Raw genomic sequence first — 15,873 nt, 5'->3', positions numbered from 1 at the left:
GCAATAACTACTAATGCAACAGAGTATATAATTTACGTTGAAATTCAGTGGCAACAGGATCACCTTTGCCCATTACGGCTAGAATATCTAAATATGTTTTCTTTGCTTCGCCTTCTTTAAAATTAATATCTTTACAAATAATTTCGTAAAGCATTGACAGTGCTTCACTGCGATACTCATTTTGGTAATACTGCACAGCTAACTGGAAACGTATATCCATGTTATCTGGCTGGGCAGACAGCTTTTGCTCTAGCTGCTGCAACTCTGGCGCTTTTTGCGCACTTTTTGCCAACTCAAGCTGGGCTTGTACTTGCTGAAAATGAGCATCTTGATCCGCCATTTTAATACTGGACAAAACTTCTTGGCTCTCATCATAACGTTTTAATGTGATGAGCACTTCTGCCAACGCCAAAGCAATATCAGCTTGCTGCTCGGAACTTCTATACGCTTCACGCAACAGCGTACAAGCCTCGTCAAACGCTTCTTCACTGATATGCTCACGCGCTTTTATAAGCTGTATATCCCATGGTTTAGGCAAGTATTTATCCAGTGTTTCTCGTACTTCTTGTTCGGCTTTTAAGCCAGTAAAACCGTCAACAGGCTGGCCATCTTTCAGTATTAATACAGTAGGCAAACTGCGCACACCAAATTGAGAAGCGAGCATCTGTTGTTCATCAGAGTTCACTTTAGCAAGTAAAAACTGGCCATCATATTCATTGGCCAATTTTTCCATAATAGGCATCAAGCTTTTGCACGGCCCGCACCAGTCCGCCCAAAAATCTACAACTATTGGGCGCTTAAAAGACTCGTCGATTAATAATGCCTGAGCATTATCCATGGTGATTTCGGCTATATGAGAACTCATAAAAAACTAACATCCAAAAGTGAATAAGAAATACATTATTTAATTATATATTGGGATATAAAATAGAATTACAATCATCCTGAATGTATTGGCATCTAATGGCATGCAAAATACCAGAAAAAATCCAGTGCCATTATTGTTCATACCCAGTTAAAAGCTAGATTAACATACTGTACTATCGCGCAAAATTACTGAGCTGTTGCTTTTTCCATAAATCACATTCAAGATGAATATCCGCATGCCCTTACACCTTAATTTTACTTTTAAGTGGGCATCGGATCATTGTGCAACACACAGTTTTTAGTGTGGTGTTGATTTGTGCATAGATGTTGCAGCATCAATTATTCTTAACCGTCCTATGCAAACTCTTAAGGAGACATCAATATGGGCAGAGTCGCGTTAGTCACTGGTGGCACTCGGGGTATTGGAGAAGCTATTTCAGTTCGTTTAAAAGAAGCAGGCTACACTGTTGCGGCAAATTATGCAGGCAACGATGAAGCTGCGCAGGCTTTTAAAGACAAGTATGGTATCAATGTATATAAGTTTGACGTCTCTAGTTTTGACGGTTGTACTGAGGCAGTTGCAAAAATCACCTCAGATTTAGGCCCTATTGAGGTTTTAATTAATAACGCCGGAATTACTCGTGATGGCACTATCCATAAAATGAGTAAAGAGAACTGGCGAGCAGTACTCGATACAAACTTAGGCTCTTGCTTCAACTTAAGCCGCAATGTTATCGACAGTATGCGCGAACACAACTTTGGCCGTATCGTCAACATTGGTTCTATTAATGGCCAAGCAGGTCAATATGGACAAGTGAACTACGCTGCTGCCAAATCAGGTATTCACGGCTTTACCAAGGCACTGGCACAAGAAGGAGCAAGCAAAGGTATCACTGTTAATGCTATCGCCCCTGGGTATATTGCTACTGATATGGTGCGCGCTGTTCCAGAGAAAGTTCTAGAAAAGATTGTCGCCAAAATACCTGTTGGTCGCCTAGGTGAAGCGGATGAAATTGCACGCGCGGTAGAGTTTCTTGTATCGGATGATGCTGGGTTTATTACAGGCTCAACACTGTCTATTAACGGTGGACAGCATATGTATTAATACATAGCAAAATACCATATTGAATAGTCCATAAAAAAGCCCGCCAGTGAGCGGGCTTTTTTATGGACTATTCAATATCACCGCGGTATTTATTTTTCCGCATCGGATGTTGCTTTTGCTACAGCAGAGCTATCGACTGCCTTCGCATCGGTTTTTGCAGCAGCGACTTTAGGCGCTTTTTTCGCTACCGGCTTTTTCTTAGCAGGTGCTTTAGCCTTTACCTGAGCAGGAGTGTTTTCCTTGGTAGGCGCTTTTTTGGGAGTGCTTGCTTTAGTTGAGGAGTCATTTGCACTGGGTGTTTTATAAACGTTCCATACATCCTTTAATAGACCATCGACTTTACCTTGCATATCGTTTAGCAATTGGTAATTGTCCTGGGCATTGGTATTTATTTTTGATTGGATATTTTGCCAATATGACTTCTGGGCATTGACATAAGAGTCAAGATTTAAGCTCGGTACACTCATACCTTTAGCGTATTCAATACTGTCGGCTAATACGCCGTTAGCTAAATCTGCTTGCTTAACTCTGATGGTATCAAGTGTTTCGACATTAAACTGAACAAAGTCGCTCATCGGCTTAAAGAAAGATTCCGCTTGTTCCAACATTTTTTCGTACATGGCCTTCGCCCTCTCAAATATTTTCCAAGTATTATCTTGGGCCTATTAACAAGCCCGAACACTGCGGTAGTAGCAATTTAATCAAAACCTGCTGCACAGCAAAAAGCACTTTCTTAGTCTATGCCACTCGACATGCCAGGTCAATTTGGATTTGTGCGCCGCAACAGAAATTAACAGGTGACAAACAATGGTACATTATTCATATTCGCTTACAAAAAAGCCCCGCTGAGTAACGGGGCTTTTCAGGTTAACCAGCTAAAGCTACAGCATAAAAACAATGCATTGCTTTTACAGCTTATATAGTGGCAGCGTTCTTAATAACAGCACCAGCTTTTTCTTGGTTAGCACTAAACGCTTCATAAGCTTCGGTAGACGCCGCCACCATTTTATCTTGCAGGTTTTGTACATATGACTTTTGTGTTTGATAAACGCCAGAGAAGTCTTTCTGTGCACTTAACTCTTTAATAAAGGCCATATTGTCCGTTACCATATCATTGAAAAAAGTCTTCTGCTTTTCAGCAGCTTCTTCAAAGGCTTTAGAAGTTAAAGCCATCAATTCGTTGGTAGGGCCAAACGCTTTCTGAGACTGCTCAAAGATCTTATCGAACATAGTATTCACTCCTAAATTAACTTGACTTGCTGCATCGCAAAACTAGTAACAATTCTAAGAGTGAGCGGCTTCGTCGTCAAGTGATTTTGCCGCATTGCAAAAGAAAACAATATTATTTCGCTATCAAAAAAAAGGTTTTTATTCTTCTTTATCAAGATCGTCTTCAGTATGGCGCTTTTCTTGCTTTTTAGGCTTATTTGCGGGCTTGTTTGCAGGCTTAGGTGCGAAGCTTCCCCACATGGACATATTCTGCTCCATCATCTGGTTAAAGACATTGAGAGGAGACGCATCCATCATATCTTTCACCACACCTTGCACGGCTTCCTGACGATCTAAGAAGGTAGCGATGCTCTGTTCGATATACTGTCTTAAGAATACCTGCATATCACTACCATAGAAGCGGATGAGCTGTTTTAACACTGACTGGGTTAAAAGCGATTGCTGATCATTGTTTTCCTGCTCGCTGATAATTTGCAACAGAATACTTTTAGTAAGGTCTTCTTCGGTTTTCGAATCGATGACACAAAACTCTTCGTGACTCATAACCAGCTCACGAATAACTTCGAGGTTAATATACTGGCTTTTTGAAGTATCGTAGAGGCGGCGGTTTGGATATTTTTTAATCGTAATCACAAATTAAGTTCCCATCTTATTAATCATTGCGAGCCTGCTATTACAGAGGTCTGGCCGGCAATATAGTGAATCGTTTGCGGAGTATAACCATTAAACACCTGTTTAAGGAAATCTAGTCCTTGATACTCCTGATTTGACTCAAGGAGTATTACCGTAATCATGTGGCTATAGCGTATCTAAACGTCGCTTAACATACTGGCCGGGAGCATCTTCCAGCGCCGAATATTTGCGATTGCCAATAGAGCGAGCCTTGCGTTTATCTCCTGAGCGAGCAGACAGCCAAGCATGCCAGTCGCCCCACCATGAACCTTTCACCCGAGTGGCTTTCTCTAACCATTCTTCTGGTGTTTCGGGCAGGCTATCATTGATCCAGTGAGGGTATTTACCCTTGTCTATCGGGTTAATAACCCCTGCCACATGACCGGATTCAGTCATCACGAAACGTGTATCTTCAGGCAGTTTTTTCGCCCCTTGGAAAGCCGACTGCCAGAGCACAATATGGTCTGCTTGCGCGGCCAAGCAATAACACGATGTGTCGATCTTAGATAGATCAATGGGTGTGTCATTGATGGTAATCCCCCCTGCTTCTACAAGACGATTTTCCATATACATGTTTTTTAAATAAAACAAAAAAGCTTCGGCTGGTACATTGGTAGAATCACTATTCCAATACAAAATATCGAAAGGCGTGGGATCCTTACCCTTTAAATAATTTTCAATAAAGAATGACCAGAAAAGATTATTCTCACGCAACATGCTAAAACTTAAGGCCAGAATACGGCCGTCAAAATAGCCTTTTGATTCGATGGTTTGCTCTAACATAGGCAAGGTATGTTCAGAGATATAGTTACCCACCTCTCCCGGCTCGGAGAAATCAAGCAAAGTGGTAAAGAATGTAAGCGAGTGGATGCGCTTATCATTTTTGGCAGCCAGGTAGGCCTGGGTCATTGCCAACACCGTCCCTCCAACGCAATAACCGGTGGCATTCACCGTTTTCGACTTGCTGATATCTTGCACGGCATCAAGAGCAGCGATCACGCCCTTATTGATATAGTCATCAAAGGGCAGTGAACGATAGGAGTCATCAGGGTTTACCCAAGATATCATGAACACCGTATAGCCCTGATCAACCAGCCATTTGACCAAAGATTTTTTCTCATCTAGGTCAAGAATGTAATATTTGTTAATAAAAGGAGGAACAATAAGCAGGGGGACTTCGAATACTTTACTGGTAGTCGCCTTGTACTGGATAAGCTGAATGAGATGATTCTCGAATACGACGTCACCTGGAGTGTAGGCAAGCTGCTCTCCTAATTGGAAAGCATCCTCGGCAACCTGAGTAATTTTAAAGGCTTCGTTGGGGCTTCTCTCCAAATCGTGCATAAAATTATCAATGCCTTTGGCTAAGTTTTCACCCTGGGTAGTGAGGATCTCACGACATACTTCAGGGTTAGTAAGCACATAATTACTGGGCGATAAAGAATTGATAAATTGCCGGGTATAAAAACGCACCTGCTGTTCGACTTTTTTGTCCTCGAACTCTAAAACATCGACCAACTGATGCATATATTCTGCGTTGAGTAAGTACGCCTGCTTAAGATAGTTAAAGCCAGGATTACCTTGCCAGTCGTCATCGCCAAAACGCTTATCCCCCTTTGGCTCACTAATAACAGGGGCAAATTCCTCACCCATAAAAGCTTTCGACGCATTTTGCCAGAGTTGTTGCTGCTTCTCCATAAATGCGAGCTGTTGCTCAACAAACTTCTTTGGGTTGACCTGAACTTTTGAAGCAAGCTCTTGTGGATCAAAATCCGTATTGAGATAACGATCGAGATCGGTTGCATTTTGCTGGTTAACAATACGCTTAGTAACCTCTTGCATCATGCTATTAAAAACAGTACTAAATTTATCGATGTAGTCTAAGACTTGATGTTTTTCTTCCTGATTCATGTGAATTGTGGCTCTTATATAGCTGAATATAGATGATGTACAGGTGATAAAACTTATTTCTTCTTGGGCGACCCGCCCGTAATATCATGCTGGTATTGCTGAAACATAGAAGCACTCTGTTCGGCCATAGATTGCCAGAATGCCATCATAGTATTGCTCGGAGCTTTATCCGTATTCGCCATTTGGCGCATAAATAACTCCATTAAAGAACGCTGTAAAACCTCCATATTACCGTCAAAGATTTCTTTTACTTCCTCAGGTGTAATATCAATTTCAAAAGATATTTTCATGGACATTCAACCCACTAGTTTATGGTGCTATACCATTCTACTGTAATTAGCTAAGGATCAGGAATATTTCTGGGGGCAGACTTTTTGATGCAGAGTGATTGGGAAATATGTGCCTAAGATTTCGCAGGCTCGATCATATTTGTAAGCGAGGCGCTTTTACCGTGATACCTGAAAAAAGCGCGAATGGCCTTTTTCAGGGGATAAAGTAAAAAGGTTAGCGAGCTGTCCAACCACCGTCTAACACGATGGTTTGAGCTGTAATATTGCGCGCCGCAGGGGACATTAAGAACTTCGCCGTATCAGCCAACTCTTCCATAGCGATAAAAGCCTTCTTAGGCATAGGTTCGAGCATAATATTATGAATCACTTCGTCTTCAGAAATACCATGTTCTTGAGCTTGCGCCGCAATTTGCTTTTCTACAAGAGGCGTTTTCACATAAGAAGGGCACACGGTATTGATGGTGATATCATTTTCCCCTGTTTCCAAGGCAATAGTTTTAGCAAAACCAAGTAGTCCGTGCTTGGCTGCGACATAGGCACTTTTGTAAGGAGAAGCCACTAGCGCATGAATTGAACCTATATTGATAACCCTGCCAAAATTGCGCTCCTTCATTCCTGGCAAAACTGCTCGTGTTAACATTGCAGGACCTGTCAATAATATATCAATCAACAGCCGCCAGCGATCACTGGGGAATTGTTCGAGTTTTGACACATACTGTATCCCTGCATTGTTAACAAGTATATCAATATGAGGATGATCAATGGCGACCTGGTCAATTTTCTCCTGGTTACTGACATCCAATTCATAGGGCTCGGCATTCAGGCCTTTTTGCGTTAACTGTTGGCAAAGGTTCTCAGCGCCTGCCAGATTCAAATCACTGACGATAATACGGTGACCTTCACTGGCTAACGCCTCCGTCAGGGCTTCACCAATGCCACTTGCAGCACCCGTTACAAAAACAACTTTACTCATTTTAGCCTCGTATACGTGTTTGTATCGATCCAAAAAACCACCTCCTGTGTGGCTTTTGGATATTACAAATAAAAATGCTGAACATTAAAAAAGAAGTATTAAAATTCCATCTCCGGTACATGATCGGGCACGACTATCTCACCGGCTGTTTTAGATACAATCTCGTCAATACTGATACCTGGTGCTCTCTCCTTTAACCAGAACTTACCCTCGGCAATTTCTATATAGGCCAAGTCGGTAACAACTTTCTTAATACAGCCCGCCCCGGTTAATGGAAGGGTGCATTGCTCTAATAATTTAGAATTGCCTTTTTTATCAGCGTGAGTCATTGTGACCACAATATTTTCTGCCGCGGCAACAAGATCCATCGCGCCGCCCATACCTTTTACAAGTTTTCCAGGAATCATCCAAGAAGCGATATTACCCTGCACATCTACTTCAAAGGCGCCTAACACGGTAAGATCTACATGGCCGCCCCGGATCATCGCAAAGGACTCAGCAGAAGAAAAAATACTAGCACCAGTAATGGCGGTAACGGTTTGTTTACCAGCATTGATCATGTCAGCATCAACTTCGTCTTCTGTGGGAAACGGCCCCATTCCAAGCAAACCATTTTCAGACTGCAACATAACCTGGATACCTTCAGGCACGTAGTTAGCAACCAATGTTGGGATACCAATACCGAGGTTAACGTAATAACCATCTTTTAGCTCACGTGCAACACGCATCGCTAATTGTTCGCGGGATAATGACATTTGATAGTTCTCCTAGCAATTGGCTGCTGTTAGTTTGCACGCACTGTGCGCTGCTCGATACGCTTCTCAAAAGTACCTTTAATCAAGCGATCAACGTAGATACCTGGGGTATGTATTTGAGTGGGCTCCAACTCTCCAGGCTCAACAATTTCTTCCACTTCAACCACCGTGATTTTTCCAGCAGTTGCCGCCATAGGATTAAAGTTCTGAGCGGTGTCGCGATAAACAACATTACCGTAACGATCAGCTTTCCAGCCTTTGACGATAGCAAAGTCCCCTGTGATGGATTCTTCCAATATATATTTCCTGCCATTGAATTCACGCACTTCTTTACCTTCACCTACTGGCGTACCGTAACCTGTAGCCGTATAAAAAGCAGGAATGCCTGCGCCACCGGCACGCATTTTTTCAGCAAGCGTGCCTTGTGGCGTCAATTCCACTTCAAGGACATCAGACAGAAGCTGTTCTTCAAACAATTTATTTTCGCCAACGTAAGAGGAAACCATTTTTTTAATTTGGCGGTCTTCGAGCAATATTCCCAGCCCAAAGCCATCGACACCAGCATTGTTAGAGACAACAGTAAGTCCAGTAGTCCCCATCTTTTTGATTTGGGCAATCAAATTTTCAGCAATACCACATAGCCCGAATCCCCCCGAAATGACGGTCATTCCGTCTTCAAGGCCGGCCATCGCTTCGGCATAGCTTGTCACGACTTTATCGAAACCCGACATAGCGCTCTCCCCTTTATTAAGTTATGAGTGTTAAGTTATTGCCTAGAGTGCGCCCCTGGCTTATATTTATCAAATGAAATTATTTGATTAATTGATTTATTTTTTAAATGATTACAATAAAACAAGTTCGTGCCTTTGTCGCCATTGCTGAAACTCAGAGTTTTGCTGAAGCATGTGGCATGGTGCATTTATCTCAGCCCGCCCTAAGTATCGCTATCAAGAATCTGGAAACCGATTTGGGGGGCCCTTTACTAGCGCGAACAACGCGCACACTATCTCTGACTCCTGAAGGGGAAGAATTTTTCCCTATAGCCCAGCGCCTGCTCAATGATTGGGATGCGGCTATTGAAGACATTCATAATCTGTTTTCTATGCGACGAGGCACGATCTCCATTGCCACAATGCCCTCTTTTGCGTGTAACCTGCTACCTAACATATTAGTGAAATACCATCAGCAATACCCAAAGATCAATATCAGGGTACAAGATGTAGTGGCAGAAAAGGTAGTGGACATGGTGCGTACAGGCCGAGTAGAAATAGGGATTTCTTTTGATCCTGATGAGAGCGAGGATCTTATCTTTACTCCCCTCTTCCATGATCAGTTTATTGCCGTAATTCCACCTGCAACCTTCAACAAGAGAAAGAGCCTGTGCTGGCAAGACTTACTAGAGCAGGACTTTATCGCACTGCAGCGGCCCTCCAGTATTCGTATATTATTAGAGCAAACCTTAGAAGCCAATAATCTCGCTTTCTCTGTTGCAGTGGAAACTCACCAGTTGGCAACTATAGGCCGAATGGTCGCCAGTGGTTTAGGCGTTAGTGCTGTTCCGTCTTTGTGCCAAGCACAGATGCAAGAAATGGGGGCGGTCTGCCTACCATTGCAAAAACCAGCGATAAGTCGACAGGTAGGAATATTAACCCGTCGTCGTTATTCCCTCTCGATTGCAGCTGGCGCGCTAAAAGATGTGATAATGGAAATGTGGTGTAAAAACTAGCTGGAATGGTTTATAGTGGATTTCTATGCCAGGATAACTATAAAGACCAAGACAAACATAAAAATAAAAACACTACACCTGCGATAACAGAGAATATCAACAATAGCTAACGTAAGATAATAATATAAAACTCATTAGATTAAGATATTCACACGCACGAGAGCGCTAGTTGTAATGAGTAAATATTTGCAGCTGTAAATTATAGTGGAAGTGTATCTACATGACGTCATCCATCGTAATTGCCGATGATCACCCGTTGTATAGGGCTGCATTGGTGCAAACAATTCAGAGTTTTAGTGATACATTTGGCCCGTTAGAATGTACTGCCTGTTCATCTTTAACAGAAGTTCATCACTGCATAGAAGCAGGTAATGTAAAACCAAATCTTGTATTATTGGACTTACATATGCCAGATATTAATGGTTTTTCCGGTTTAATGGATCTTAGAGCCAACTTTCCTCAAATACCAATTGCTATTATTTCCGGTGATGACAGCTCAAAAGCTATCGATCGTGCAAAGCAGCTGGGCGCGGTTGGCTTTATTTCTAAGTCCCTTGAAGCAAATGAGTTGCAAAACATCATCCAAAAGCTGCTCGACGGTGCATTGAGTTTTGACACAACTGGTAATGAGCAGGATCTAGAATGGCAAGAGTTTGCTCGTCGTATTGCCTCACTTACGCCTCACCAATTCCGAGTATTTAACATGTTAAGCCAAGGTCGGCTCAATAAGCAGATAGCCTATGACTTAGAGATAACAGAACCCACAGTGAAGTCTCATGTTACTGCCATATTACGCAAGCTGGGATTACGCAAACGCACCGAAGTTATTTTATTATCTCAAAAATTTGAGGCTTTATCGCAAGCCTAGCTGCAAAAACAACGAACGAAGTTCTGCAACTTGTAAAGGTTTTTTAAGAAAAAAATAGCCGCTATCCCTTGCCTGTTTTTGCACATCATTATTTTGATCAGCAGAAATAACGACAACAGGAATCTCTTTTGCTGTAGCACCTTTTGAAAGACTCTGCTTTGAAAAATATTCAAGCAGCTTTGCTACAACCGCAATGCCGTAAACATCATTATCTAGATGGTAGTCAATTAAAATAATATCGGGAATCCAAGGTACATTATAGTCCAAAGCCCTTTGCCCATGAAAAGCGCAATTCCACGGTTCAAGTAACAATTTCATTCCGTCTAAAATAGCTTGTTCATTATCGATACATAAGACCTTTGTTGAAAAAAAATGTGTGAGAGGAAATGTTTTGTCTTTATCTTCAGGTGGTCTAACTTGATGCTGCCACTTATTTGGCAGTATCAAACGAAACATGCTGCCACGACCAACTTCTGAAGTGAGCTCAAGTTTAATATTTAGTAGCGAACATACACGCTGTACTGTAGCGAGTCCCAAGCCTAGGCCACCATCATTACGGGTTTTATCTAAGCGATGAAATTCAACAAAAATTGATTTTTGTTCATGTTTGGGGATACCACAGCCACTGTCCCAGACCTCAATATAAATCTTATTGCGTCTACGACGACATCCAATAAGAACTTTACCTTGATCCGTATAGCGAATTGCATTAGAAAGTAGATTTTGCAAAACACGCTTAAGTAAGCGCTCATCGCAGTGTATATTTAAAGAACTGTAGCAACAATGTAGGGCGATACCCTTATTTTGTGCAATAACTGAAAACTCTCGACGTAAATTAACAAGTAAATTACCAATACAGAAAGTATGTGGATTAACTCGCATTTCACCCGAATCAAGTTTTGCGATAGCCAGCAGTTCACTAATAATAGAGTCTGCAGAGTTTAGGGATAATTTAAGATGCTTTAATACATCTTGCGTATCGTCATCATAGCGTCTTTGACTTAAAGCAGCTAAAAACAATTTGGCGGCACTTAAGGGTTGTAGCAAATCATGCCCGGCAGCAGCAAGAAAGTGCGTTTTATTTTTATTCGCTTGAGATAACTTTTCGTTAACATCTTGCAGTTCTTGTGTACGCTCTATCACTTTTTCTTCCAAAGTGGCTCGCGTTTCTTCAAGAATATTTAAGGTATTTTGGTAGTCTGTAATATCGGTAAAAGTTGAGACAAATCCGCCCCCCGCCATGGGCGCACCCTGGATTTCCAATATCTGTCCATTGTAATTGGTGTATTTATGGGAATAAGCACTTCCTTGAGCCATTAATCGTACACGTTTATCAACAAACGCCTGTGCTTGTTCACCTGTGAGGTTATTTCGTTGGGCATTAAATGCGATAAGGTCTGATATATGTCTTCCGACATGTACCATACCGTCTGGATAATTAAAGATTTCCAAATAACTGCGGTTCCATGCAACTAATAGTAGTTGCGAATCCAATACACTTATACCTTGGGAAATATTATCGATACTTTCTTGTAATAAGTCCCGTCCAAATTGAAAGATTTCAGAGGTCTTTTCCAAAGTTTCATTATTTTTCTCACTGGAATAGGCATGTTCAATTACATAACGTGCGGACACTGAACCGATAACGCCTGACAATATATTTTCAACAGTATAAATATCCTCATCACTGGCGAAAGTATCAATAGTATTGAGCTTAGGATACTGTTTAAACACTAGTTCTGCTTGAACCGTGCCGAGAAAACGTACTAATAGAGAACGCAAATCAGCAAGCGCCAATCGTCCTGTTGTACTTACCAGGCTCTCTTCAAAAACCGCATGAGGGTTCTTTAAAAAATATAGAAAAATACAAATATTGCCAAGTAAGCTCCATAACACGCCATGAGATAACTCACTTAAATTTTCCAAACCAAATAAGGCATTAGGTCTTAGCCAAGCTATGCTAAATAGGCCGTTATCCAACATTGCCCGATCATATAATCCAGCGTTTATCATGGAAGGCAAAAGTAAGGTATAACACCATAAAATAAAACCGACGGTCAAACCTGCTACCGCTGCGGTAGACAAGTTAGCACACTGCGGTGGTTTTAATAATAAACTGCAAAATAAGCAAGGAGCGAACTGCGCCACCAGCGCAAACGAGAGTAGACCTATAGTACCAAGTGCGCTATTAGTAGTAAGTAATCGATAATAGATGTACGCCAGTAACATCAGGACTAAAATGATAGCTCGCCGAATTGTGCGTAATAATTGACTCACATCTTTTTTCTGGTGCACATTGAACCAATGTGTTTTTAACAACAGAGGCACAACTAATTCATTACATGCCATTGTCGCCATAGCTACACAGGCGACAATAACCATGCTACTACCCGCCGACAGACCACCAATATATGTTAGTAATGCTAAATCTTCGCGCCCAGACACAATAGAGAGTCCCTGTACAAAAGCACCAGAAGAGATTTCTTGTCCTTGAAACATGACAAGACCAGCGTAAGCAAGCGGAATCATACACAAACCAAATATGATCAAGTAACCTGAAAACAACCAACGTAGTGTTTCAAAGTCTCGCGAGCTTTCGCTCTCGACAACCATTACATGAAATTGTCTAGGCAAACAAATCGTTGCAATAAAACCCAATACTAGCGCCGTAATATAGCCGTTGCCATTGCTACTTCTCTGTTTAATAAATGATGATAGGGTATCTTGTTGCGCAATCTTGATAAAAATATCTTCGATACCGTTAAACATGGAGGTTGTAACAAATAAGGTTAAGATAACAAAAGCCATTAATTTAACGATGGCTTCAAATGCAATGGCTAGCATCAAGCCATTGTGATGCTCACGCGAATCTAAATGTCGTGTGCCAAAGGCTAAAGCAAAAATACCTAACATTACAGCAACATAAAATGCTGTATCAAAAGCAAAGTGTGAGGATATTCTAGTCTCAGCAGCGCTGATATCACTCAACATATGATAGCTATCAGTGATCGCTTTCAATTGCAGTGAAATATAAGGAATTAATACAGCGACAGACACTAGAGTAATCAATACCGCAAGAGATCTGGAGCGACCATAGCTAACAGCGAGATAATCAGCAATAGAAGTAATATTAGCATGCTTACTTTGGCTAATAAGCCTGCGTAGAAACGGCGCAAAAAATATAAGAAGTATGATGGTACCGAGAAATGTCGGAGGAAAATGCCAACCGTTATCCACCGCTTGAGCAGTAGTTCCATAAAAGCTCCAAGCACTACAATAGATAGTAACGGCTAAGCCAACAACGATGGGTTTAATTTTTTTTATGATGTTTTCATGCAAACGATCGCCCATATAAGCGATCGAGAACAGTATCAACAGATACCCTAAAGAGAACCCGATAATTTGAAGATTATTAATCATTAATCGGCAGGTAAAACAAATTCTCCATTGTCATTAATCCATATTTTTGCATCAGGTTTATTCAATAATTGCGGCATATTATTTTCCGTTAGTTGACCACTAAGGGATTTAGCAGGTTTTGTCTTAACCCGCTGACTAGGGGGAATTTTGCTGCCGTTGATTTGATTGTCAAACATAATATCAAGCGCTTCTTCGAAATAATGATGAACAGGCACATAACGAGTTTTAAAGGGAGGCAAGGCCACTAGCGCGTCAAAATGCTGTCCGTTATCTATTTCATAATAATGTAGGCGAGATTTTTTTTCACGCTTAGCGTTGAGCACATAATATGCCCGGGAGCTATGATTGACATGTATTAAGTTGTCTTCACGACCATGAACAATAATACTAGGTAAGCTATGTAAATCACCGTCTACAAATGTCTTAGCAATACCACTACGTACACGACTTTCTTGTAAAGTTTCTCTTAAGCATAGAAGATTGTCGAAGGCCAAATCAAATGCACCATCTGCATCGAGTGAAGTCATTTGGCTACTGGGTTCCCCCTTACTGTTATCATTTATGATAGTGACGCCAGCCGCAGGTAAAATCCCCCCACTGACACTATGCAAGCTTTGTTTAAGTGCTCCAGGTGCACTTGCAGGCTTGCCATCAATACCCGTATAGGCATAACTTAAGCCACACAGATGATCATCGATACTGTAAGCGCCATAGGCATTGATATAATTAACAAGTACAGCATCCCATATGAATCCCGTTGTAAATGCCAACATTAAGCCGTCAGAGCTAGATGATAGACCGTTGTCACGCAGTATGTCATAAGCTTCTTGGCTTTGCTCTTGTAAAGTCTCAGTGTTTAGTGCGCCGATAGCTTTAAGCTTACGGCAACGAGTCTCAAGTCGTGATTGCCAAATTGGCATAACAAAACTGGCAAGCCCAGAGTTATCATGGAACAGTGCGGCACAGGGAATAAATAATCCATCGATCACCGCTCTTTGCGCTAAGGTTTTTGTTTTCCAATGTCTTTTTTCTTCATTACGGTTAATATCATAAGCAAAATCAAAAGGTAAATTAATAGCAGGTTCCGACACGACAATGCCGTCAAAAGCTTTTTTTCCACCAGCTTCTGCAGCCCGTAAAATCGCTGCTCCACCATTAGAAATTCCCGCACCAATGACTAAGGTATTATCCGGACCATATTTAACACTAGGAGAGAACTGCTCGTTTAATTGCGCAAATGCAAATTCAATCGCAGCTAAAACAAAATCGCCCCAATACTGGTCAACATTTTCACCGCTGTGGGTATGTTTACTTGCTAATCGGTAGGGGTATTTTTCTTTAAAATTTGCAACTTTCTCATTGCCAAAAGCAGAAAATAGAACATCTTCGTTTGCATCAACTAATTCACCGGTGATTTTATGTGCTTTATTTTCGGTGAGCCAATGAAATCCAACACCAGTGCCTTTATCGGTATAAACGACGGCGCACCTCTTACTTAACCCCCATGCACCGACAACACCTACCGCACCATAAATACCTCGCGACCCAGAAGAAGCCGTGGCAATGAGGCAAGGTTTGCTTTTATTGAAGCTATCCGGTACTTGTAGCATAACAAGTCCCGCAATATTTTTATTATCGAAGACAAGAGGCGCAATAGTCTCGTAACCACTCACCGCGCCGCCCTTATCATTCCAAAACTTTGCATGAATACGCCCATAGCCTATATCATCAGCTAAGGGCAGCAGTTTTTTGTAGCTGTTATAAATGGCCGAACGCCGTAAATCAAAGGCAGAAGGCCGGCCAGGATTTGCGGCCTTGGGTTCTTTCTCTCTTAGTCCCTCAAGACCTAGTCCAGCTGTGGCAAGATCATTTTCTTTTCCATCATAATAATTTTTGATTATTCGATGTTGAGCAATAGTGAAATTACTAGAAGAGGACTTCTCTGCAATAGTGGTAGTACAACCAGATAATACTATTGAGAAGGATAATAACAATTCACATATTAACCATTTTTTTTCTGTAATTATTGACATTTTTTTAAATTTTAATGACATAA

Annotated in this window: 14 protein-coding genes; 3 read left to right on the top strand and 11 right to left on the bottom strand. The window is 41.5% G+C overall.

What is annotated here, in order from left to right; genetic code table 11:
• Nucleotides 1-10: 10 nt before the first annotated feature.
• On the bottom strand, nucleotides 11-865 hold the full coding sequence (gene trxA, locus BVC89_RS09945; RefSeq protein WP_086931047.1) for a thioredoxin: 855 nt from the start codon (nucleotides 863-865) through the stop codon (nucleotides 11-13).
• A gap of 384 nt (nucleotides 866-1,249) precedes the next feature.
• On the opposite strand from trxA, the gene phbB reads away from it, so the two are divergent.
• Nucleotides 1,250-1,972, top strand: a complete 723-nt coding sequence (phbB, locus tag BVC89_RS09940; RefSeq protein WP_086931046.1) for an acetoacetyl-CoA reductase — start codon at nucleotides 1,250-1,252, stop codon at nucleotides 1,970-1,972.
• An 89-nt stretch (nucleotides 1,973-2,061) separates the two neighbouring features.
• Here phbB and BVC89_RS09935 read toward each other — a convergent pair whose 3' ends face one another.
• The 8 genes from BVC89_RS09935 to BVC89_RS09900 form a co-directional block, all read right to left on the bottom strand.
• The gene (locus BVC89_RS09935; protein ID WP_086931045.1) at nucleotides 2,062-2,592 is read right to left on the bottom strand and encodes a phasin family protein; all 531 of its coding nucleotides are present in this window, start codon (nucleotides 2,590-2,592) and stop codon (nucleotides 2,062-2,064) included.
• A gap of 295 nt (nucleotides 2,593-2,887) precedes the next feature.
• Entirely contained in the window at nucleotides 2,888-3,202 is a 315-nt protein-coding gene (locus BVC89_RS09930) for a phasin family protein (RefSeq protein WP_086931044.1), read from the bottom strand.
• Between the two features lie 138 nt (nucleotides 3,203-3,340).
• Nucleotides 3,341-3,835 (bottom strand): polyhydroxyalkanoate synthesis repressor PhaR, encoded by a 495-nt coding sequence (gene phaR / locus BVC89_RS09925; protein ID WP_086931043.1) that lies wholly within the window; start codon nucleotides 3,833-3,835, stop codon nucleotides 3,341-3,343.
• A 165-nt stretch (nucleotides 3,836-4,000) separates the two neighbouring features.
• A complete protein-coding gene (locus tag BVC89_RS09920; protein WP_086931042.1) occupies nucleotides 4,001-5,785 on the bottom strand; it encodes a PHA/PHB synthase family protein in 1,785 nt (594 codons plus the stop codon).
• A 53-nt stretch (nucleotides 5,786-5,838) separates the two neighbouring features.
• The gene (locus tag BVC89_RS09915) at nucleotides 5,839-6,075 is read right to left on the bottom strand and encodes a hypothetical protein (RefSeq protein ID WP_086931041.1); all 237 of its coding nucleotides are present in this window, start codon (nucleotides 6,073-6,075) and stop codon (nucleotides 5,839-5,841) included.
• Nucleotides 6,076-6,289: 214 nt separating this feature from the next.
• Nucleotides 6,290-7,048: a 3-hydroxybutyrate dehydrogenase gene (locus BVC89_RS09910; protein ID WP_086931040.1), complete on the bottom strand. Its 759-nt coding sequence runs from the start codon at nucleotides 7,046-7,048 to the stop codon at nucleotides 6,290-6,292.
• A 98-nt stretch (nucleotides 7,049-7,146) separates the two neighbouring features.
• Nucleotides 7,147-7,803, bottom strand: a complete 657-nt coding sequence (locus BVC89_RS09905) for a CoA transferase subunit B (protein ID WP_086931039.1) — start codon at nucleotides 7,801-7,803, stop codon at nucleotides 7,147-7,149.
• 29 nt (nucleotides 7,804-7,832) lie between these two features.
• Nucleotides 7,833-8,534, bottom strand: coding sequence for a CoA transferase subunit A (locus BVC89_RS09900; protein WP_086931038.1), 702 nt, complete (start codon nucleotides 8,532-8,534; stop codon nucleotides 7,833-7,835).
• 107 nt (nucleotides 8,535-8,641) lie between these two features.
• Between BVC89_RS09900 and BVC89_RS09895 the strand changes: the two genes are divergently transcribed.
• Nucleotides 8,642-9,529, top strand: a complete 888-nt coding sequence (locus BVC89_RS09895; protein WP_216825125.1) for a LysR family transcriptional regulator — start codon at nucleotides 8,642-8,644, stop codon at nucleotides 9,527-9,529.
• A gap of 220 nt (nucleotides 9,530-9,749) precedes the next feature.
• Entirely contained in the window at nucleotides 9,750-10,397 is a 648-nt protein-coding gene (locus BVC89_RS09890; protein WP_086931037.1) for a response regulator transcription factor, read from the top strand.
• Here BVC89_RS09890 and BVC89_RS09885 read toward each other — a convergent pair.
• Together BVC89_RS09885 and BVC89_RS09880 are read right to left on the bottom strand one after the other, a co-directional pair.
• Nucleotides 10,383-13,772 (bottom strand): hybrid sensor histidine kinase/response regulator, encoded by a 3,390-nt coding sequence (locus BVC89_RS09885; protein WP_158657867.1) that lies wholly within the window; start codon nucleotides 13,770-13,772, stop codon nucleotides 10,383-10,385. The genes BVC89_RS09890 and BVC89_RS09885 overlap by 15 nt on opposite strands.
• A gap of 44 nt (nucleotides 13,773-13,816) precedes the next feature.
• Nucleotides 13,817-15,871 (bottom strand): 3-hydroxybutyrate oligomer hydrolase family protein, encoded by a 2,055-nt coding sequence (locus BVC89_RS09880; RefSeq protein ID WP_086931035.1) that lies wholly within the window; start codon nucleotides 15,869-15,871, stop codon nucleotides 13,817-13,819.
• Nucleotides 15,872-15,873 lie beyond the last annotated feature (2 nt).

It is taken from the genome of Agarilytica rhodophyticola, from assembly GCF_002157225.2.
GTDB classification, from domain to species: domain Bacteria; phylum Pseudomonadota; class Gammaproteobacteria; order Pseudomonadales; family Cellvibrionaceae; genus Agarilytica; species Agarilytica rhodophyticola.
This window is presented reverse-complemented; position numbering and strand designations above follow the sequence as displayed.

Bases quoted from the DNA above. Each gene is read 5' to 3' on its own strand.
- trxA (WP_086931047.1), bottom strand. From the start codon at position 865: ATGAGTTCTCATATAGCCGAAATCACCATGGATAATGCTCAGGCATTA.
- phbB (WP_086931046.1), top strand. From the start codon at position 1,250: ATGGGCAGAGTCGCGTTAGTCACTGGTGGCACTCGGGGTATTGGAGAA.
- BVC89_RS09935 (WP_086931045.1), bottom strand. From the start codon at position 2,592: ATGTACGAAAAAATGTTGGAACAAGCGGAATCTTTCTTTAAGCCGATG.
- BVC89_RS09930 (WP_086931044.1), bottom strand. From the start codon at position 3,202: ATGTTCGATAAGATCTTTGAGCAGTCTCAGAAAGCGTTTGGCCCTACC.
- BVC89_RS09920 (WP_086931042.1), bottom strand. From the start codon at position 5,785: ATGAATCAGGAAGAAAAACATCAAGTCTTAGACTACATCGATAAATTT.
- BVC89_RS09915 (WP_086931041.1), bottom strand. From the start codon at position 6,075: ATGAAAATATCTTTTGAAATTGATATTACACCTGAGGAAGTAAAAGAA.
- BVC89_RS09910 (WP_086931040.1), bottom strand. From the start codon at position 7,048: ATGAGTAAAGTTGTTTTTGTAACGGGTGCTGCAAGTGGCATTGGTGAA.
- BVC89_RS09905 (WP_086931039.1), bottom strand. From the start codon at position 7,803: ATGTCATTATCCCGCGAACAATTAGCGATGCGTGTTGCACGTGAGCTA.
- BVC89_RS09900 (WP_086931038.1), bottom strand. From the start codon at position 8,534: ATGTCGGGTTTCGATAAAGTCGTGACAAGCTATGCCGAAGCGATGGCC.
- BVC89_RS09895 (WP_216825125.1), top strand. From the start codon at position 8,642: ATGATTACAATAAAACAAGTTCGTGCCTTTGTCGCCATTGCTGAAACT.
- BVC89_RS09890 (WP_086931037.1), top strand. From the start codon at position 9,750: ATGACGTCATCCATCGTAATTGCCGATGATCACCCGTTGTATAGGGCT.
- BVC89_RS09880 (WP_086931035.1), bottom strand. From the start codon at position 15,871: ATGTCATTAAAATTTAAAAAAATGTCAATAATTACAGAAAAAAAATGG.